We start from the raw sequence: 17746 nt of genomic DNA on the forward strand, positions 1-17746 counted from the left end.
ACGACATGCGCATCAAGGTGACCGCGCTCGGGCTGGCGGGTGTGCTCGCCCTCGCGGCCTGCGGATCCTCCGCAGAACCGAAGGACAGCCCCGTCTCGCTGCGGATGACGATCTGGACCGGCAACGAGGCCCATCTCAAGCTTTTCAACGACATCGGGGCCGAGTACAAGAAGACGCATCCAAACGTCTCGGTGAAGTTCGACACCCTGCCGGTGGAAACCTACACGACCACGCTGACCACCCAGATCGCCGGCGGCAACACCCCCGACCTGGCCTGGATCTTTGAGAACAGCGCACCCGACTTCGTCAGCTCCGGCGCGCTCGCCCCCCTGGACAACCTGGTCAAGCCCGAGGAGTTCGTGCCCAGCACCACCAGGCTGTGGCAGAAGGACGGCGCACTCTACGCCTACCCGTTCTCCACCTCGCCGTTCGGCGTCTTCGTCAACGCCGACCTGCTCAAGCAGGCTGGGCAGAGCGTGCCCGCGAAGGGCTGGACGTGGGACGAGGCCGTCAAGATCGCGTCAGCCGTACAGGAGAAGACCGGCAAGGCCGGGCTGGTCGTGCGCGACTTCGACTACAAGGGCTGGGACAACCTGGCCTCCGTCTGGGGCGGATGGGGAGCCGAGGCCTGGAGCGAGGACGGCAAGGTCTGCGGCTTCACCAAGCCCGAGATGATCGAGGCGATGAGCTTCTTGCACAAGGCGATCTTCACTGACAAGGCCATGCCCGCCCCCGGCACCACCGCCGACTTCTTCGCCGGTGAAGCCGGAATGACGATCACTCAGATCTCCCGCGCGTCGCTGCTCAAGGACGGTCCGTTCGACTGGGACCTGGTGTCGCTGCCCAGCGGTCCCAAGGGCGAGTACAGCGTGATCGGGCAGGCGGGCATCGGCGTGATCAAGAAGTCCAAGAACGCTCAGGCAGCCGCGGACTTCCTGTCCTTCTTCACCAACCCCGACAACTCCGCCAAGCTCGCCCAGTTCTTCCCGCCGCCCCGGCAGCCGCTGCTGACCGCCGAGTCGCTGGCCAAGAGCAACCCGCTGCTGAAGCCGGAGCAGCTCCAGGAGGTCATCGTCGACGGCATCGCCGACGGCCGCGTCAAGCCCAGCCACGCCGGGCAGGCCGAGCTCAGCCAGGCCGTTCGAGCCGGGCTTGACCAGCTGTGGCAGCCGAACGCCGACGTCGCGACGGTGATGAACGGCGTCTGCACCGCCATCCAGCCGATGCTGGCCAAACGATGACGGTCCAGTCCCAGTCCCAGTCCCAGTCCCTGGCCCGCACCGCGCGGCACACCGGCCGTGCGGGCTGGTGGACCACCCGGCGGCGCGACCACCTGCTCGGGTACCTGTTCATCGCGCCGCAGCTGGCCGGCAGCCTGCTCTTCGTCTTCCTGCCGCTGGCGCTCGTGTTCTACTACAGCCTCAACGAGTGGAACGTCCTGGCGGACACCTTCAGCTTCGTCGGGGCCGAGAACTACCAGCAGTTGCTGAGCGACCCCAACGTGCCATCGGTGCTGATGGCCACCGGGTTCTTCTCGATCGGCCTGGTCGTCTTCAACCTGTCGCTGGCGTTGCTGCTGGCCGTCCTGCTGAACCAGCGGCTGCGCGGGACCACGGTGTTCAGGACGCTGTTCTTCTCCCCGGTGGTCGTCTCGCTCGTGGCGTGGACGATCGTGTGGGGATTCCTGCTGCAGAAGAACGGTGGGATCAACGCGATCCTTCAGGTCTTCGGCATCGAAGGGCCCAACTGGCTGCGTACCGGCACGTGGGCGATGGTCTCGGTGATCGTGGTACAGGTCTTCAAGAACGTCGGCCTGAACATGGTGCTCTTCCTGGCCGCCCTGCAGGGCGTGCCTCGCGAGCTCTTCGAGGCGGCCCGGCTGGACGGCGCATCGGCGTGGACCCAGTTCCGGCGGATCACGCTGCCGATGATCAGCCCCACCGTGCTGCTCACCTCGATCATCACGGTCGCCGGGTCGCTGCAGGTGTTCGCCCAGATCGCGGTGCTCACCCAGGGCGGTCCCGGCACCTCGACCACCGTGCTCGTCTACTACCTGTACCAGCAGGCCTTCCAATTCCACCACTTCGGCTACGGGGCCACGCTGTCGGTGCTGCTGTTCGTGATCGTGCTCGCCCTCACCCTGCTGCAGTGGCGCATGCGCAGGAGGTGGGTGTTCCATGAGGCGTAAGACGCTGCTGTACGGCCTGCTGTGCGTGCTCTGCGTGCCGTTCGTCTTCCCGACCTGGTGGATGGCCACCTCCTCGCTGAAGCCGGTCAGCGAGGTCTTCGCCTTCCCGCCGTCGCTGTGGCCGGGTCGCCCGACCCTGGAGGCCTACCAACAGGTCTTCGAGTTGCAGCCGTTCGCGCAGCAGTACTGGAACAGCCTCTACATCGCGGTGGCCGTCACCCTCGGCACACTGGCCGTTTCCGCGCTGGCCGGCTACGCCTTCGCGCGCATCCGCTTCCGCGGCTCGAACGTGCTGTTCGTGATCGTGCTGACCGGCCTGCTGATCCCGAGCGAGGTCACGATCGTGCCGCTGTTCCAGCTCTTCCACGGCTGGGGGCTGACCGACACGCACTGGCCGCTCATCCTGGTGCCGGTGGTGGGCGCGCCGAGCGTGCTCGCCACCTTCATCATGCGGCAGTTCTTCCTTGTGCTGCCCCGCGAGCTCGAAGAGGCCGCGGCCGTCGACGGCCTGGGGCGGTTCGCCACGTTCCGGCGCATCGGCCTCCCGCTGGCTCGCCCCGCCCTCGGGGCCGTGGCCATCTTCACCTTCCTACACAGCTGGAACCTCTACCTTGAACCGATCGTGTTCCTCTCCAGCCCGGAGAAGTTCACCTTGCCCCAGGCTCTGACGCAGTTCGTCGACGCCTACGGCGGTCCCATGTGGAACGTCCAGCTCGCGGCGGCCTCCATGACGGCGCTGCCGGTGCTGGTTGTCTTCGTCCTGGCACAGAAGCAGTTTGTCGAGGGCCTGGCCCACACCGGCCTGAAGGGATGACGGGCGCTCACAGCAGCCTGTCCTGGGTGATGGCAGTCGTCGGCGTACTCGGAGAACGAGGCATGGGCCTCGGTGCACACGGCGGCCGACCAACAGCGAGAATCGCGCCCAAGGTCTCCCGGGGTCATCGCGGCACTACGGGAACTCGTCCTCCACCTCGACGCCCTCGTTCTCCAGTGCCTCGCGAACCACCCGATACGCCAGCCCGGCGCCGTAACCCTTGCGCGCCAGCATCCCGGCCAGGCGGCGGGTGCGGGCCTGCGGATCGAGCCCACGTGTCGAAGCCAGCTTGCGTTCCACGAGCCTGCGCGCCGTGTCCGCCTCCTGATCGGAGTCGACCCGCTCCACGGCCTCGTTGACCGTTTCACTGTCGACACCCCTGTGCCGCAACTCCGCCGCCAGCGCGCGCCTGGCGAGCCCGCGCCCGTGGTGGCGTGAATCCACCCAGGCCTCGGCGAACGCCTCGTCGTTGATCAGGCCCAACTCCGTGAACCGATCGAGTACGGCCTCGGCGACCTCGTCCGGCACATCTCGCTTACGCATCGCCTCGGCGAGTTGGCCCCTCGTCTTGGGCGCCATGGTGAGCAGCCTCAGGCAGATCGCCCTCGCGACCGACTCCGGATTCGCCGCAGGACCCGACCTCCCCGACTCCCGGTTCCCGCTGGAACCCGACTCCGCGGACTCCCTGTTGCCTGTAGAGCCTGACCCTGCGGACTCCCGGTTCCCCGCAGAACCCGGCCAGGTCGCCGAACCCTCGTCGGACCCATCCGACCAGCCCGAGGAACGCCGCCTCGCCGAACCTCGCCGCCCGCCCCCGCTACCGCGCCGCCCTCCCGAGCGTCGCCGCTCACCAGAACCACCCCCCGCCGAACCCACGTAACCCTCATCGCCATCCGGATCCGTCGAATCGCGACGGAGCCACTCACCAACGAAGCGTCCATTCGCCGAACCCGCGTCGGCCTCGTGAACCTCGTGGCCTTCGGGGTTTGCCGAACCGCTGCCGAGCGGATCCCTCGTGAGGGCGGTTTCGTCGTGGCCGTGGGAGGGGGCGGTGGGGTTGTCGTTCGGAGCAGTTTGGTCCCGCGCCCATTCGGGAGGCTCTCCGGCCGAGTCGAAGGGATCGGCCGGTCGGCCGGCGCCTGTCCAGCCGCGGGACGCGGCGGTGCGCCCTCTGGACGAGCGGTCCATGGAGGATCGCGCCTTGGATGAACGGTCCGTGGCGGAGTGGTCCGCTTGATGGGTTCCAGGGTTGTCGGGGCGAGACCTGGAGGGGCCGCCCTGCCAGGTAGAGCCTCTGACGCTCTGGGTGGGCTCGTTCGTGCCATCGAAGCCGCTGGCGCCTGGGGTGGGCTCGTTCGTGTCACGGAAGAAGGCGCCGGCACCGCGGGTGCGCTCCCTCCTGGCGGGGAAGATGTCACCGGAGTCTCGGGGAGAGGCGTTGGTGCGCCGGGTGTTTCGGCGCGTGCGGCGACGGCTTGTTGATCCGTCGTCACCAGAGGCCAAGCCGTGTTCTTGGACGTCGCCGTCATCGCCGGATGCCAGCCACGAGGACGGCATGCCGTCGTCACCTGAGTCGAGCCACCGGTGAGCTTGGACGCCGTCATCGCCTGAGCCGAGGCCTCCCTCAGGGATGGCCCACTCCGCCTCCGGGGCACGTTCACGCAGCCGACGCTTCGGACGAGTGGTGCGCCGGGGGACATCCGGCCACGCACCCCAGTCGTGCGCGGCCCCAGGATGCTCGGGCTCGGGCGCAGGCGCGGGCGCGACAGTTCGGAGCTCACGACCGTCGATGGGGCGTCCGGACTCGTCAATCAGGCGTTCGGATCCGTCGGAAACGCGAGAGTCAGCCTCGTCCCCGAGACGGTCAGACCCGTGGCGAGGAGGGTCTGTCGCAGCCCCAGGATCAGCCGCCACACCTTCCCTGCGGTCGGCGTTGTGTCCGAGATCGACGGCCACACGCTTCCTATGGTCGGCCTCGTATCCCGGATCGACAGCCACGTGCTGGCCCGCTCCGTGTCCGGACTCGGTGGTCGCAGCCTCCCGACGGTCGGCCTCGCGACCGGGATCGGTGGCCACACGCTCCCGGTGGTCGGCCTCGTGTCCCCATTCGTTGGTCGCACGGTTCCGGTGGTCGGCCTTGTGGCCGGTTCTGTCGCGGTGGTCGGTCGGACCGGAGGGGGTGGGGTCGTCCGTGGATCCGCTGGGCCTGGGTTGTGGATCTCGGGTGGCTGTCGGAGTCGCTGGCGGGTCTGCTGGTGCCGACCATGGCGGGCGGTGGGAGGGCTCGAAACGCCAGATGGGGCCGTCGTCCTCGGGCTCCCGTGACTGCGAGCGGTTCCTGCGGCGGGAGGCGGGGCGGGCGAGGTCGGCGACGCCGTTGGGGATGCGGGACCAGGCGCCCTGATCGTCGCCGCCCGTGCCCCAGCCGCCAGAGTTCCATCCACCGGAGTTCCACCCGCCGGAAGCCGGGCGGTCCGGGTTCCAGTCGTCGTCGGGCACGGCTCTGCCTTCGTCGGCTGGCGTGCCGTTCATGTCCCAGCTGCTCCTGGCCGCCGGGTCGTTCGTGGTCCAGCCGTTGTCGCCGGACGTGTCGTCCTGGCCCCAACGGACAGTGACCGCTGTGCCGTCCTGCTCCTGCGCGTCGGCATCCGACGCGCTGGCCGTCCCCCAAGCGCTCCGAGCCGACGAGCGATCCTGAAGTGACGGATTCTCCGCATCGCGGAGAGAGCCGTGCGGCTCGCGGGTGTTGCTGGGCTCCGGGGTGGGAGTGGGTGGGGCGGTGGGCCCGCCGTCCCTGTGGGGGGCGGCGGGGGTTGGGCGTCGAGCAGGGTCCGGCGACTTACTCATGCGTCAAAAGCCGGATCAGACGTCACCGGGCTTGGGGGTGGCGGCGGCCTTGGACCCGCGGCCGGAGGGCGCGGCGGCGGCGACCGGAGGAGTGGCGGGAGGCTCAGCGGGGGCGTCGACGCGCGGCCCCACACCCAGCTTCTCCTTGATCTTCTTCTCGATCTCGTTGGCCACGTCGGGGTGGTTGCGCAGGAAGTTACGCGCGTTCTCCTTGCCCTGGCCGAGCTGGTCGCCCTCGTAGGTGTACCAGGCGCCGGACTTGCGGACGAAGCCGTGCTCCACGCCCATGTCGATGAGGCCGCCCTCGCGGGAGATGCCCACGCCGTAGAGGATGTCGAAGTCGGCGACGCGGAAGGGCGGCGCCATCTTGTTCTTGACGACCTTGACGCGGGTGCGGTTGCCGACCGCCTCCGTGCCGTCCTTCAGCGTCTCGATGCGGCGGATGTCGAGACGGACCGAGGCGTAGAACTTCAGCGCCTTACCACCGGTCGTGGTCTCGGGCGAGCCGAACATGACGCCGATCTTCTCGCGCAGCTGGTTGATGAAGATGGCCGTGGTGCCGGTGTTGTTGAGCGCACCCGCGACCTTGCGCAGCGCCTGGGACATCAGGCGGGCCTGGAGGCCGACGTGGCTGTCGCCCATCTCGCCCTCGATTTCAGCCTTGGGCACCAGGGCCGCGACCGAGTCGATGACGATGATGTCGACGGCGCCCGAGCGGATCAGCATGTCGGCGATCTCGAGCGCCTGCTCACCGGTGTCGGGCTGGGAGACGAGCAGCGCGTCGGTGTCGACGCCGAGCTTCTTGGCGTACTCGGGGTCGAGGGCGTGCTCGGCGTCGATGAACGCCGCGATGCCGCCGGCCCGCTGCGCGTTGGCCACCGCGTGCAGCGCGACCGTGGTCTTACCGCTGGACTCGGGACCGTAGACCTCGATGATGCGGCCCCTGGGGAAGCCGCCGATGCCGAGCGCGACGTCGAGCGCGATCGAGCCGGTCGGGGTCACCTCGATGGGAGCCCTGACGTCATCGCCGAGGCGCATGACGGAGCCCTTGCCGAACTGCCGCTCGATCTGTGCGAGGGCAGTCTCAAGGGCCTTCTCGCGGTCGTTGATAGCCATGGGAACTCCCCTGGAGGGTCGTGTCTGGTCGGTCGAGTGAAAGCTACGCGGTGGGACCGACAATTTTCCGCCGAGCCGGGCAAGAAGCGGTTCGGCGAGTTTCATAGTAGCCGAACGGCTGTTCGATGGCGCCTCGAACACGCCGAGTCGCACGACATTCCCTGACAATACGCCGGGCGTGTTGCCAGGGCCGCTGAGCTGGGGAGATCCTGAGGAAAAGGTCGAGAGGCGGCGACGTGACGAGCACCTACACCGGGCAGCGGCGCACCCACCTGGAAGCGCTCGCCGAGCTGCTCCCCGGCCACGGGCTCGTCGGGCGCATGGTCGGAGGAGACGATCCCGTGCTGTGGGTCTGGCACCCGCGCACGGGCCGGCAGACCATCGTCTTCGCCACACCGTCGACGTCGGCGTGGGTCTTCCTGTGGTCGCCAGGCGGCCACGGCACGGCCGACGACCTCGAGGGGACGGTGCGGACGCTCGCGGCCACCCTAGCCGACGACGAATGAGCTCCGCAGCGCGGTCACCGTGGCGGCGAGGCCGTCCGAGGCGGCGCGGTCGAGGGCCGCGGTGAGCGTCTGCTCGTAGAGGTCACTCGCCCCGCCCTTCCGCTCCCTGCCCGCCTCGGTGATCACCGTGTAGACGCCGCGGCGGTCGTTGGCGCACAGGTCACGGCGGGTGAGCCCGGCCGCCTCCAGCCGTCCGACCAGGCGAGTGACCGAGCTCTGGTTGAGCCCGAGCAGGTCGGCCAGCTCCTGCATGCGCAGCTCCCCGTCCTTCGCCGTCGACAGGTGGCACAGCGCGCGGTACTCCGACAGCCCCAGGCCGTGCCGCTGCAACGCGGCGGCCAGCTCGTGCTCCACCCTCGCGTGCAGCCGTACCACCCCGACCCACATGTCGTCGTCGAGCGTCGCCATCTCTTCCTCCTCCTGTGTTGACACTCATCCTATTTGTATGCACAGAATATGTATGTGCATACAAGAACTCAAGCATGGTCCTATCTGCTCATCGCCGCCGTCTTCGAGGTCGTCTTCGCCCTGGGCACCAACGCCACCGAGGGCTTCACCCGGCTCGGCCCTTCCCTGCTCACCGTGGCCGCGGCCGGCGGCGGGATCTTCTTCCTGAGCCTGGCGCTCAAGACCCTCGACGTGGGCGTCGGCTACACCGTCTGGACCGGCATCGGCTCGGTCGGCACCGTCGTGTTCGGCACTTTGATCTTCGGCGAGTCGCTGAGCGCCTGGAAGGTGCTGGCCTTCGTGTTGATCATCGGCGGTGTCCTCGGCCTCAAGCTGGCCGACCGCCTCTCCCCCTCCACCACCGCCTGAGGAGCGACCATCATGGCCTGGATCTATCTCTCCATCGCGATCGTCTTCGAGATCGGCTTCGCGCTCGGCACCAACGCCACGCAGGGCTTCACGCGGCTGTGGCCGTCCGTCTTCACACTGCTCGCGGCGGCGGGCGGGATCTTCACCCTCAGCCTGGCGCTCAGGACCCTCGACGTGGGCGTCGGCTACACCGTCTGGACGGGCGTCGGCTCCATCGGCACCGTGCTCCTCGGCGCGCTGATCTACAAGGAGCGGATCACCGTCCCCAAGCTGGTCTCCTTCGCCGCGATCATCGGCGGGATCGTGCTGCTCAAGCTCTCCGCAGGTGTCTGAGCACGAAACCGGCCTCTTCCGTACGGCGGAAGCCCGCCGCCTCCAGCGCGTCGATCAACGTGCTCTTGCCCGCCCCCGGCCCGCCCGTGACCACGTGGAACGTCATCAGCGCAGGCGAGGGGACACGTTCTCGACCTGGCACACCGCCCGCCAGACCTCCTTCGCGCTGACGCCCTCGGCGAGAGCCTGTTCGACGGTTCGTCCGCCCAGGGGGGCGATCACGAAGTCGCGGGCCCACGACTCGGCGTACGGATCGCCGAAGTGGACGCGCATCCGTCTCCAGAACTCGGTCAGGCGCATGCCCCAAGTATGGAACCCGCTTCCGAGTGGGTAGGACCAACCTCATGGCGAAAACCCCCAAAACGGCTCCCAAGCCGTCAGCCACCGCCAGGACACACCGGGAGCGTCGCCGCAGCCTGCTCCTCCAGCTGCGCCTCGCCGTACAGAAGGACAAGGCCGACCGCGCCGAACGGCACGCGGGCCTGAAACGGCAACCACGGCAGGGCACGCCGCGTACCCGCAGGGCGTCGAGGAGATAGCCGCCTACAGCACGCGCGTGCCGTACATCTCTCCGAGATGGTCGGCGAGCAGCTCCAGCCTGGCGCCGTCGGGGTCCCTGAAGTAGATGGAGGCGCCGCTCTCGATCTGGTGCGGCACGCCGGCCATCTCGAGCTTGCCCCTCAGCCGTTCCCACGTGGCGGGGTCCACGGAGATCGCGATGTGGTGCAGCCCGCCGAGCACCTCCTGGTACGGCGCGAGGTCGAGGCCGGGGAAGTCGAAGAAGGCCAGCAGGTTGCCGTTGCCGATGTCGAAGAAGAAGTGGTTGGACCCCTTGTAGTCACGGTTCTCGAAGATCTCCGTGAGCGGGAACTCCAGGAGGTCCTGGTAGAAGCGGATGGTCTGCTCCACGTCGGAGGAGAGCAGCGCGAAGTGGTGCAGGCCGCGCGCGCTGCTCGAGGGACGGTGCGGGAGGAGGTACTGCCGCCTGATGCGCTCGCGATCAGCCTCGATCGCCGAATGGTCGATGGTCACGTCGCTCACCTCTCCCGCTCTATGTCCCCGCAATTCCCGCCTCAATCGCGCATGGTGGCGACAATCTCCTTCACGATCTCGATCGTGGTGCCCGGGTGCAGGAAGGCGAATCGCGCGACGGTCTCCCCCTCCCATCCGGTCGGGGTGACGAAGCCGACCTGTCCGGCGAGCAGGCGCTCGGACCAGTCGTAGTAGTTCTGGGAGGTCCATCCGCGGCGGCGGAACAGCACCGCCGACAGCTCGGGTTCGCGGATGAGCTCCAGGTGGTCGCTGCTCCTGATCAGCTCGGCGCTCTCCCTGGCCAGCGTGAGTCCTCGCTCGACGGCCTCGGTGTAGGCGTCGGTGCCGTTGACCGCCAGGGAGAACCACAGCGGCAGGCCGCGGGCGCGCCTGGTCAGGTGGTAGGCGTAGTCGGTGGGGTTCCACTCGCCGCCGCCGGTGTGCAGGACGTCCAGATACGAGGCGTCCTGTGTGTGTACGGCACGCGCCAGGTTCGGGTTGCGGTAGATCAGCGCGGCGCAGTCGAACGGGGCGAACAGCCACTTGTGCGGGTCCACGACGAACGAGTCGGCGTGCTCGATGCCCTCGTAGCGGTGGCGCACGGAGGGGGCGAACAGGCCCGCGCCGCCGTACGCGCCGTCGACGTGGAACCACAGGCCGCGCTCGCGGGCCACCTCGGCGACGCCCTTGAGGTCGTCGACGATGCCCGCGTTCGTGGTGCCCGAGGTGGCGACGACGCCGATGACGTTCTCCTGTCCTTCGAGGGCGCGCCGGAGGGCCGCGCCCGTGAGGCGGTGGTCCTCCGACGGCACGACCAGCGCCTCGACGCCGATGATGCGCAGGGTGTTGGAGATCGACGAGTGCGCCTGGTCGCTGACGGCGATCTTCGCGTTCGGCAGGCCGGCCGTGTCGCGGGCGACGACCAGGGCGGACAGGTTCGCCGCGCTGCCGCCCGAGACGAAGCAGCCCCCTGCGGTGGCCGGCATGCCGGCGCGGTCGGCGATGAGCCTCAGGACCTGGTTCTCCGCGGCGATGGCGCCCGAGGCCTCCAGCCAGCTGATGCCCTGCAGGGAGGCACAGGAGACGACCATGTCGAACAGCAGCGCGGCCTTCGTGGGGGCGGCGGGGATGAAGGACAGGAAGCGGTTGCTGTCGGCGGAGATGACCGCGCGGGAGAGCTGCTGGTCGTAGAGGTCCAGCACCTTGGCGGGATCGTTGCCCTCGGGCGTGATGAGCCCGGCGAGCGCCGCGTCCAGCTTGTCCTTCTCGCCGGGGTGGTCGAGGGGGACGGGGTCAAGGGCGAGGCGCTGCCTCATGTAGTCGAAGACCAGGTCGGTGAGGCGCTCGTCATAGCTGTGCACGCGTGCATTATGAGGATAAAAGCGAAAAAAAGGGTAATAGTGGGCAATGATCTCCCTTTTTGCCCGCCCGGGACGGCAGGGCGGGGTTTTGTCGGTGCGGCGAGGCACCATGGTGGGGTGAGCGCGCTCGACCACTTCAGCAGGATGACCCGCGACTGGTTCACCGGGGCCTTCCTGGCTCCCACGCAGGCCCAGGAGGGCGCGTGGGAGTCGATCGCGCGGGGCGACAACACGCTGGTCGTCGCGCCCACGGGGTCGGGCAAGACGCTGGCCGCCTTCCTGTGGTCGCTCGACCGCCTGGCGGCCGAGCGCGCCCTCGACGACGACGGAAGCCGCAGGTGCAGGGTCGTCTACGTCTCGCCGCTCAAGGCGCTGGCGGTCGACGTCGAGCGCAACCTGCGCGCGCCGCTGGCCGGGCTCAAGCAGACCGCGCGACGGCTCGGCCTGGCCGTGCCCGAGATCTCGGTGGCGATCCGCTCGGGCGACACCCCTGCCGAGGATCGCAGGAGGTTCGCCACCAAGCCGTCCGACATCCTCATCACCACGCCCGAGTCGCTGTTCCTGCTGCTCACCAGCCAGGCGCGCGAGGCGCTGCGCGGGGTCGAGACGGTGATCGTCGACGAGGTGCACGCGGTGGCCGCCACCAAGCGGGGCGCCCATCTCGCGCTCAGCCTGGAGCGGCTCGACGCCCTCCTCGACCGGCCCGCCCAGCGCATCGGGCTGTCGGCGACCGTACGGCCGGTGAGCGAGGTGGCCGCCTTCCTCGGCGGGGCCAGGCCGGCCGCCGTGGTGCAGCCGCCCTCCGACAAGCGCATCGAGGTGGAGGTCGTCGTCCCGATCGAGGACATGACCGAGCTGGAGACCACCACCGCGCCCGATCCCGAGGCGTTCGCGCCCGAGCCCGCGCGCCGGTCGATCTGGCCGCACGTGGAGGAGCGGCTGTTCGACCTGATCGAGGCGCACAGGTCGACGATCGTGTTCGCCAACTCGCGGCGGCTGGCCGAACGGCTGTGCACGCGGTTGAACGAGCTGGCCTACGAGCGGCGGCAGGGCGTGGAGGCGATCGACCTGTCGATCTGGGAGACCGCCCCCGAGGACCACGAGGACCTCGGTCCCGAAGACCCCCGTCTGACGGCCGATCCCGAGGCCCGCCGTCCGGATGGTCCGGAGGCGGGAGGGCCGGCTGGTTCAGAGGCGCGCGGGCCGGGTGGGCAGGCGCCCGAGGGATCTGCGGCGCGCCGGCCGGGTGGAGAGGTGACGGGTCCCGGAGCGCGGCGGGCGCCGGCGGAGATGATGGCGCAGGCCGGGGCGAGCAGCGGCGCCGTCCCCGAGGTGGTGCGCGCCCACCACGGGTCCGTCTCCAAGGAGGAGCGGGCGCAGATCGAGGAGGCGCTGAAGTCGGGACGGCTGCCCGCCGTGGTGGCGACCTCCAGCCTGGAGCTCGGCATCGACATGGGCGCCGTCGATCTGGTGGCGTGCGTGGAGGCGCCGCCCAGCGTGGCCAGCGGCCTGCAGCGCATCGGCAGGGCGGGCCACCAGGTGGGCGCGATCTCCAAGGGTGTCATCTTCCCCAAGTACCGCGGCGACCTGATCCAGACGGCGGTCGTAGCCGAGCGCATGCAGAGCGGCGAGATCGAGGAGATGCGCTACCCGCGCAACCCGCTCGACGTGCTCGCCCAGCAGATCGTCGCCATGACCGCGCTCGACGACTGGACCGTCGACGAGCTCGAGGAGGTCGTCAAGCGGGCCGCGCCGTACGCCACGCTGCCGAGGACCGCGCTGGAGGCGACGCTCGACATGCTCGCGGGGCGCTACCCGAGTGAGGAGTTCGCCGAGCTGCGTCCGCGCCTGGTGTGGGACAGGGTGACGGGCGTGCTGCAGGGCCGTCCCGGCGCGCAGCGGCTGGCGGTCACCAACGGCGGCACGATCCCCGACCGCGGGCTGTTCGGGGTGTTCCTGGTCGGCGAGAAGGGGTCGAGGGTCGGTGAGCTCGACGAGGAGATGGTCTACGAGTCGCGGGCCGGCGACGTCTTCGTCCTCGGCGCCACCTCCTGGCGGATCGAAGACATCACCTCCGACAGGGTGCTGGTCTCCCCCGCGCCCGGTCAGCCGGGCAAGCTGCCGTTCTGGCACGGCGACGCCCCCGGACGGCCGGCCGAGTTGGGCAGGGCGATCGGCGCGTTCCTGAGAGAGCTGTCGGCCGAGGCGACCGCCCCAGGCGCGACGCGCGCCGGATCCACCAAGACCGGGCCCACGAAGACCGGCTCTGCGAACACGATGTCTTCGAACAAGACGGCCGGATCCCCGAGCCGGACAGCCGGGTCCTCGAGCAAGGCGACCGTTTCCAGCAAGGCCGCCGTTTCGAGCGAGACGGGAATCGGTTCCGGCGAGCCGAAGGCCGGTGGGGCGATCGAGCGGATGCGGGCCGCCGGGCTCGACGAGTGGGCGGCGAGCAACCTGCTCTCCTACCTCGACGAGCAGCGCGAGGCGACCGGCTACGTCCCCGACGACCGCACGCTGCTGGTCGAGCGCTTCCACGACGAGCTGGGCGACTGGCGAGTGGTGATCCACTCCCCGTACGGCGCGCGCGTCCACGCCCCGTGGGCGCTGGCCATCAACCGGCGGCTGCGCGAGCGCTACGGCGTCGACGTGCAGGCCGTGCACTCCGACGACGGCATCGTGCTGCGCATCCCCGACACACTGTCCGAGCCGCCGAGCGACGTGGCCGCCTTCGACGCCGACGAGATCGAGCAGATCGTCACCGAGGAGCTGGGCGGCTCGGCGCTGTTCGCCTCGCGCTTCAGGGAGTGCGCGGGGCGCTCGCTGCTGCTGCCCCGCCGTACGCCGGGGAAGCGGACCCCGCTGTGGCAGCAGCGCCAGCGGGCCGCGCACCTGCTGGGGGTGGCCTCGCAGTACGCGAGCTTCCCCGTGGTACTGGAGACGATGCGCGAGTGCCTGCAGGACGTCTTCGACGTGCCGGGCCTGGTGCGCCTCATGCGTGACATCGCGGCGCGGCGGGTGCGGGTGGTGGAGGTGGAAACCTCACAGGCCTCGCCGTTCGCGGCGTCGTTGCTCTTCCACTACATCGGCGCGTTCATGTACGAGGGCGACGCGCCGCTGGCCGAGCGGCGGGCGCAGGCGCTCGCGCTCGACACCACGCTGCTGGCCGAGCTGCTCGGCCAGGCGGACCTGCGCGAGCTGCTCGACCCCGATGTGATCGCCGACGCCGAGCGGGAGCTGGCCAGGCTCGACCGGCCGTTGCGCGACGCCGAGGACCTCGCCGACCTGCTGCGCTCGCACGGGCCCCTGCTGGCGGCCGACGTGAGCGTACGCGGCGGCGACCCGGGCTGGCTGTCCGACCTCGAGCGGGCGCGCAGGGCGATCAGCGTGCGCGTCGCCGGTGAGGAGCAGTGGGCCGCGATCGAGGACTCCGCCAGGCTGCGTGACGCGCTCGGCGCGCCGCTACCCGTGGGCATCCCGCACACCTTCCTCGAGCCGGTCGCCGATCCGCTCGGCGACCTCGTGGCCAGGCACGCCCGTACCCGCGGCCCCTTCCACGCGAGCACGGCCGCCGCCAGGTTCGGGCTCGGCGTCGCGGTGGTCACCGACGCGCTGCGCAGGCTGGCGGCCTCAGGGCGGGTGGTGAACGGCGAGTTCAGGCCGGGAGGGCGCGGCGAGGAGTGGTGCGACGCCGGGATCCTCAGGATGCTGCGGCGCAGGTCGCTGGCCCGGCTGCGCAAGGAGGTCGAGCCGGTTCCGCCCGAGACGCTCGCCCTGTTCGCCCCGACCTGGCACGGCATCGCCGGTCGGGGCCAGGCAGGCTCGGCGGGTTCGGCGCGCTCCGCGCCGGGCGGCGTGGCAGGTTCGGCGCGCGGAGCGGCGATCAGCTCGGCCAGGTCGATGGACACGCTGGTCAACGCCATCGAGCAGCTCCAGGGCGCGGCGGTGCCCGCCTCCTCCCTCGAGACGCTGGTGCTGCCGTCCAGGGTGCCCGGCTACCACCCGGCGCTGCTCGACGAGCTCACCTCCTCCGGCGAGGTGATCTGGGCGGGGCAGGGGTCGCTGCCCGGCGGCGACGGCTGGGTCTCGCTCTTCTTCGCCGACACGGCCCCTCTCCTGCTCCCGGCTCCGGTCGAGATCACGATGACGCCGCTGCACGAGCAGGTGCTCGACGTGCTCGGCGGCGGTGGCGCGCTGTTCTTCCGGGGCCTGTCCGACCGGGTGGGCTCGATGGACGACCTGACGCTGACCACCGCGCTCTGGGACCTGGTCTGGTCGGGCAGGGTGTCGGGCGACACGCTCGCGCCGCTCAGGGCCACGCTCGGCTCGGGGCGTCCCGCCCATCGCCCCGCCACCACCAGGCGGCGGCGCGCGGTGCTGCCGAGCAGGAGCGGCTCGCCGCTGGTGGGCGGCAGGTGGTGGCTGCTGCCCTCGCCCTCGCCCGACAGCACCCAGCGCGCGCACGCGCAGGCCGAGGTCCTGCTCGAACGGCACGGCGTGGTGACCAGGGGCGCGGTCATGGCCGAACGGCTGCCCGGCGGGTTCGCGGCGGTGTACCAGGTGCTGAGGGCGTTCGAGGAGAGCGGGCGCTGCCGGCGCGGCTACTTCGTCGAAGGGCTCGGCGGCGCGCAGTTCGCCCTGCCGGGCGCCGTCGACCGCATGCGGGCGCTCTCCCCCGGCGCGTCGGGCTCCGTCGCCGACACGGGGTCGGGGCAGAGCGCGGTGGTGCTGGCCTCGGCCGACCCGGCCAACCCGTACGGCGCCGCGCTCCCCTGGCCGGCTCGCCCAGGCGACGCCGGGCACAAGCCGGGCCGCAAGGCGGGAGCGCTCGTCGTGCTGGTGGACGGGCACCTCGTGCTCTACGTCGAGCGGGGCGGCAAGACGCTGCTGTCGTTCGCCGACGACGGGCGGTTGCGGCCCGCGGTCGACGCGCTGGCGCTGGCCGTACGCGATGGGGCGCTCGGGAAGCTGACGGTCGAGCGGGCCGACGGCGGCTCGATCACCGACTCGCCGCTGGCGGCGGCGCTGGAGGCGGCCGGATTCCACCCCACGCCACGAGGTCTCCGCCTGCGCGCCTGACCGTCCTTGCCGGAATGTGAATGGGCGTTTACCTGCTCGCACTCGTCGAGATCAGCACGCACGACCGGTCGGCCCGTACGGCGACCAGCCCGAGGTCGCCATCGCCGATCTGGAGAAGATCCTGGTCTGGGGCCGGCGGAGCGGAGAGTTCCGCGACTTCGACACCAGGACCATGGCCATCGCGATCCGCGGCGCCATCGACGCCATACCAGCCCAGATCTCGAAATAGACCGTGCCTGATCTGCCCGGCGGAAGCTACGTGGGGCCTGGCGGGCCGTTCGAGGTGTGGGGGTATCCCAAGGTCGAGGCCACCGCCGCGCGATTGTGGGAAATTTCCGAACAGCTGACGAATGTCCGCTATTCATTCACGGCGTAGGGCAGACTGCCCGTGTGAGCGATCTTGACGTTGCGTCGGTCTGCGACAGGTTCGGGCTCGGACTGGCGGTGACGCCGGGATTGCGCGTCACGGGCTACTACCACAACCAGGTCTGGCGGCTCGACACGATCACCGGTGCTTACGCGGTGAAGCGGCTTAGCTGGAGGCCCTCCGACGAGGCGATCGAGATCGAGCGGAGGGCGCTGGCGGCCGGGGTGCCGCTCCCGCCGCCGGTGCCCGAGACGGCCACCGGACGCTACGCGGTCGAACTGGGCGGGGCGGTGGTGCGGGTGCACCGGTGGCTGGACGGCCGCGCGCCCGGAATCGATGACCTGACCCCTCCCCTGTGCCATCGCATGGGCACCCTGCTGGCCACCGTGCACCACGCAGGCTCTGCCGCCCAGCCCGGAGTCCGCAACCCGGGCACCGGCCAGCCCCGAACCGAAGACCCCACCCCTGGTCCAGGGGCGGCCGAAGACCAGGGACACGACACCGCCGCCGGCGAGCACGGCGCCTCCGAACCACGAGAGATCGCCGAAGACCGCAGCGCCGGCGAAGCAGGCGGCGCTGGCAACGGGCTCAGCGTTGGCGACGGGCTCAGCGTTGAGGAAGGTCGCGCCGTTAGCGACGGGCGCAGCATTGGCGAGGGGCGCCGCGTTGGCGAGCGGCGCCGCGTTGGGGAGCGGCGCGCCATCATCGACGGTCTCGGCGCCGGCGACGGGCGTCGCGCTGAGGAGAGCCCCGCCATCGCCGAAGGGCTCGGCGACGGAAGCGACGTCAGTGCAAGCCGGGGTGATGGCGAGGGACGTGCCGTTGGGGGTGCCCGGGAGGCGGCGGCGTATGGCGTTGAGTTCGAGGGGCTGTGGCGGGCGACTGAGCGGCCTGCGGGTTGGGGCACGACGGTGGGGTCCCATGGCGACCTGCATCCGAAGAACGCGCTCCTGCGTGCCGACGGGACACTGGCGCTCATCGACTGGGACACCGCGGGCGAGTACGTCGCCGAGCAGGAGGCCGCGGGCGTCGCGCTCGACTGGGCGGCACGGCTGGGCGGTGACGTCGATTCCGACAGGTTCGACGCGGTCATCGAGGGTTACCAGGCGGGCGGCGGCGTGATTCCTGCCGAGCCGTGGGTGTTCGGCGGGTGGGTCCGCGGCTATCTGGACTTCATGGAGCGCGCCGACCCCGACGACCGCGAGCAGATCCGCACGAGGCTGACCCTGCTCGCCACCGCCCTCCCCGACCTGGTCAAACGCCTGAGCTGACGAGCACCACACCTGA

The 17746-nt window shown here is 70.3% G+C and carries 16 protein-coding genes and 1 pseudogene; 10 read left to right on the top strand and 7 right to left on the bottom strand.

Annotation, left to right across the window (positions count from 1 at the left end; genetic code table 11):
* The first annotated feature begins 5 nt into the window (after nucleotides 1-5).
* From H4W81_RS25720 to H4W81_RS25730, 3 genes are read left to right on the top strand one after another with little or no spacing between them, the layout of a single operon-like run.
* Nucleotides 6-1241 carry an ABC transporter substrate-binding protein gene (locus H4W81_RS25720; RefSeq protein ID WP_192777164.1) on the top strand — a complete coding sequence of 412 codons (1236 nt, stop codon included), beginning with the start codon at nucleotides 6-8 and terminating at the stop codon, nucleotides 1239-1241.
* A complete protein-coding gene (locus tag H4W81_RS25725; RefSeq protein WP_192777165.1) occupies nucleotides 1238-2188 on the top strand; it encodes a carbohydrate ABC transporter permease in 951 nt (316 codons plus the stop codon). Before H4W81_RS25720 ends, H4W81_RS25725 begins: the two co-directional genes overlap by 4 nt.
* Nucleotides 2178-3002 (top strand): carbohydrate ABC transporter permease, encoded by an 825-nt coding sequence (locus tag H4W81_RS25730; protein ID WP_192777166.1) that lies wholly within the window; start codon nucleotides 2178-2180, stop codon nucleotides 3000-3002. Before H4W81_RS25725 ends, H4W81_RS25730 begins: the two co-directional genes overlap by 11 nt.
* Nucleotides 3003-3137: 135 nt before the next feature.
* Here the strand turns inward: H4W81_RS25730 and recX are convergent, their stop codons facing one another.
* Nucleotides 3138-5849, bottom strand: a complete 2712-nt coding sequence (gene recX, locus H4W81_RS49470) for a recombination regulator RecX (RefSeq protein ID WP_318781951.1) — start codon at nucleotides 5847-5849, stop codon at nucleotides 3138-3140.
* Between the two features lie 15 nt (nucleotides 5850-5864).
* Nucleotides 5865-6965: a recombinase RecA gene (gene recA / locus H4W81_RS25740; RefSeq protein WP_192777168.1), complete on the bottom strand. Its 1101-nt coding sequence runs from the start codon at nucleotides 6963-6965 to the stop codon at nucleotides 5865-5867.
* A 236-nt stretch (nucleotides 6966-7201) separates the two neighbouring features.
* On the opposite strand from recA, the gene H4W81_RS25745 reads away from it, so the two are divergent.
* Nucleotides 7202-7471 carry a hypothetical protein gene (locus tag H4W81_RS25745; RefSeq protein ID WP_192777169.1) on the top strand — a complete coding sequence of 90 codons (270 nt, stop codon included), beginning with the start codon at nucleotides 7202-7204 and terminating at the stop codon, nucleotides 7469-7471.
* On the opposite strand, the gene H4W81_RS25750 is transcribed toward H4W81_RS25745, so the two are convergent.
* Nucleotides 7454-7879: a MarR family winged helix-turn-helix transcriptional regulator gene (locus H4W81_RS25750; RefSeq protein ID WP_192777170.1), complete on the bottom strand. Its 426-nt coding sequence runs from the start codon at nucleotides 7877-7879 to the stop codon at nucleotides 7454-7456. The two genes, H4W81_RS25745 and H4W81_RS25750, sit on opposite strands and share 18 nt — an antisense overlap.
* 54 nt (nucleotides 7880-7933) lie before the next feature.
* On the opposite strand from H4W81_RS25750, the gene H4W81_RS25755 reads away from it, so the two are divergent.
* Together H4W81_RS25755 and H4W81_RS25760 are read left to right on the top strand one after the other, a co-directional pair.
* Entirely contained in the window at nucleotides 7934-8287 is a 354-nt protein-coding gene (locus tag H4W81_RS25755) for a DMT family transporter (RefSeq protein ID WP_318781952.1), read from the top strand.
* A 12-nt stretch (nucleotides 8288-8299) separates the two neighbouring features.
* Entirely contained in the window at nucleotides 8300-8620 is a 321-nt protein-coding gene (locus H4W81_RS25760) for a DMT family transporter (protein WP_192777172.1), read from the top strand.
* Nucleotides 8621-8627: 7 nt separating this feature from the next.
* On the opposite strand, the pseudogene H4W81_RS25765 reads toward H4W81_RS25760, so the two are convergent.
* Nucleotides 8628-8726: pseudogene (locus H4W81_RS25765) on the bottom strand (AAA family ATPase); the annotation flags it as partial.
* Nucleotides 8726-8920: a DUF3046 domain-containing protein gene (locus H4W81_RS25770; RefSeq protein WP_192777173.1), complete on the bottom strand. Its 195-nt coding sequence runs from the start codon at nucleotides 8918-8920 to the stop codon at nucleotides 8726-8728. The gene H4W81_RS25770 and the pseudogene H4W81_RS25765, both read right to left, overlap by 1 nt.
* 44 nt (nucleotides 8921-8964) lie before the next feature.
* On the opposite strand from H4W81_RS25770, the gene H4W81_RS25775 reads away from it, so the two are divergent.
* A complete protein-coding gene (locus tag H4W81_RS25775; RefSeq protein WP_192777174.1) occupies nucleotides 8965-9159 on the top strand; it encodes a hypothetical protein in 195 nt (64 codons plus the stop codon).
* 4 nt (nucleotides 9160-9163) lie between these two features.
* Here H4W81_RS25775 and H4W81_RS25780 read toward each other — a convergent pair whose 3' ends face one another.
* Together H4W81_RS25780 and H4W81_RS25785 are read right to left on the bottom strand one after the other, a co-directional pair.
* On the bottom strand, nucleotides 9164-9652 hold the full coding sequence (locus tag H4W81_RS25780) for a VOC family protein (protein WP_318781953.1): 489 nt from the start codon (nucleotides 9650-9652) through the stop codon (nucleotides 9164-9166).
* A gap of 41 nt (nucleotides 9653-9693) precedes the next feature.
* Complete coding sequence (locus H4W81_RS25785; RefSeq protein WP_318781954.1) at nucleotides 9694-11013, bottom strand: pyridoxal phosphate-dependent decarboxylase family protein; 1320 nt, start codon at nucleotides 11011-11013, stop codon at nucleotides 9694-9696.
* A 144-nt stretch (nucleotides 11014-11157) separates the two neighbouring features.
* Here H4W81_RS25785 and H4W81_RS25790 point away from each other — a divergent pair, with 144 nt between their 5' ends.
* The 3 genes from H4W81_RS25790 (at nucleotide 11158) to H4W81_RS25800 (ending at nucleotide 17730) form a co-directional block, all read left to right on the top strand.
* Nucleotides 11158-16092 (top strand): Lhr family helicase, encoded by a 4935-nt coding sequence (locus H4W81_RS25790; RefSeq protein ID WP_225960149.1) that lies wholly within the window; start codon nucleotides 11158-11160, stop codon nucleotides 16090-16092.
* A 16-nt stretch (nucleotides 16093-16108) separates the two neighbouring features.
* Nucleotides 16109-16321, top strand: a complete 213-nt coding sequence (locus H4W81_RS25795; RefSeq protein WP_192777177.1) for a hypothetical protein — start codon at nucleotides 16109-16111, stop codon at nucleotides 16319-16321.
* A 161-nt stretch (nucleotides 16322-16482) separates the two neighbouring features.
* A complete protein-coding gene (locus tag H4W81_RS25800; protein ID WP_192777178.1) occupies nucleotides 16483-17730 on the top strand; it encodes a phosphotransferase in 1248 nt (415 codons plus the stop codon).
* The last annotated feature ends 16 nt before the right edge of the window (nucleotides 17731-17746 follow it).

The sequence above is a fragment of the Nonomuraea africana genome (assembly GCF_014873535.1).
Lineage (GTDB): Bacteria > Actinomycetota > Actinomycetes > Streptosporangiales > Streptosporangiaceae > Nonomuraea > Nonomuraea africana.

Coding starts and splice junctions, on each gene's coding strand:
- H4W81_RS25760 (WP_192777172.1), top strand. CDS start 8,300: ATGGCCTGGATCTATCTCTCCATCGCGATCGTCTTCGAGATCGGCTTC.
- H4W81_RS25750 (WP_192777170.1), bottom strand. CDS start 7,879: ATGGCGACGCTCGACGACGACATGTGGGTCGGGGTGGTACGGCTGCAC.
- recA (WP_192777168.1), bottom strand. CDS start 6,965: ATGGCTATCAACGACCGCGAGAAGGCCCTTGAGACTGCCCTCGCACAG.
- H4W81_RS25775 (WP_192777174.1), top strand. CDS start 8,965: ATGGCGAAAACCCCCAAAACGGCTCCCAAGCCGTCAGCCACCGCCAGG.
- H4W81_RS25790 (WP_225960149.1), top strand. CDS start 11,158: ATGACCCGCGACTGGTTCACCGGGGCCTTCCTGGCTCCCACGCAGGCC.
- H4W81_RS25730 (WP_192777166.1), top strand. CDS start 2,178: ATGAGGCGTAAGACGCTGCTGTACGGCCTGCTGTGCGTGCTCTGCGTG.
- recX (WP_318781951.1), bottom strand. CDS start 5,849: ATGAGTAAGTCGCCGGACCCTGCTCGACGCCCAACCCCCGCCGCCCCC.
- H4W81_RS25725 (WP_192777165.1), top strand. CDS start 1,238: ATGACGGTCCAGTCCCAGTCCCAGTCCCAGTCCCTGGCCCGCACCGCG.
- H4W81_RS25720 (WP_192777164.1), top strand. CDS start 6: ATGCGCATCAAGGTGACCGCGCTCGGGCTGGCGGGTGTGCTCGCCCTC.
- H4W81_RS25770 (WP_192777173.1), bottom strand. CDS start 8,920: ATGCGCCTGACCGAGTTCTGGAGACGGATGCGCGTCCACTTCGGCGAT.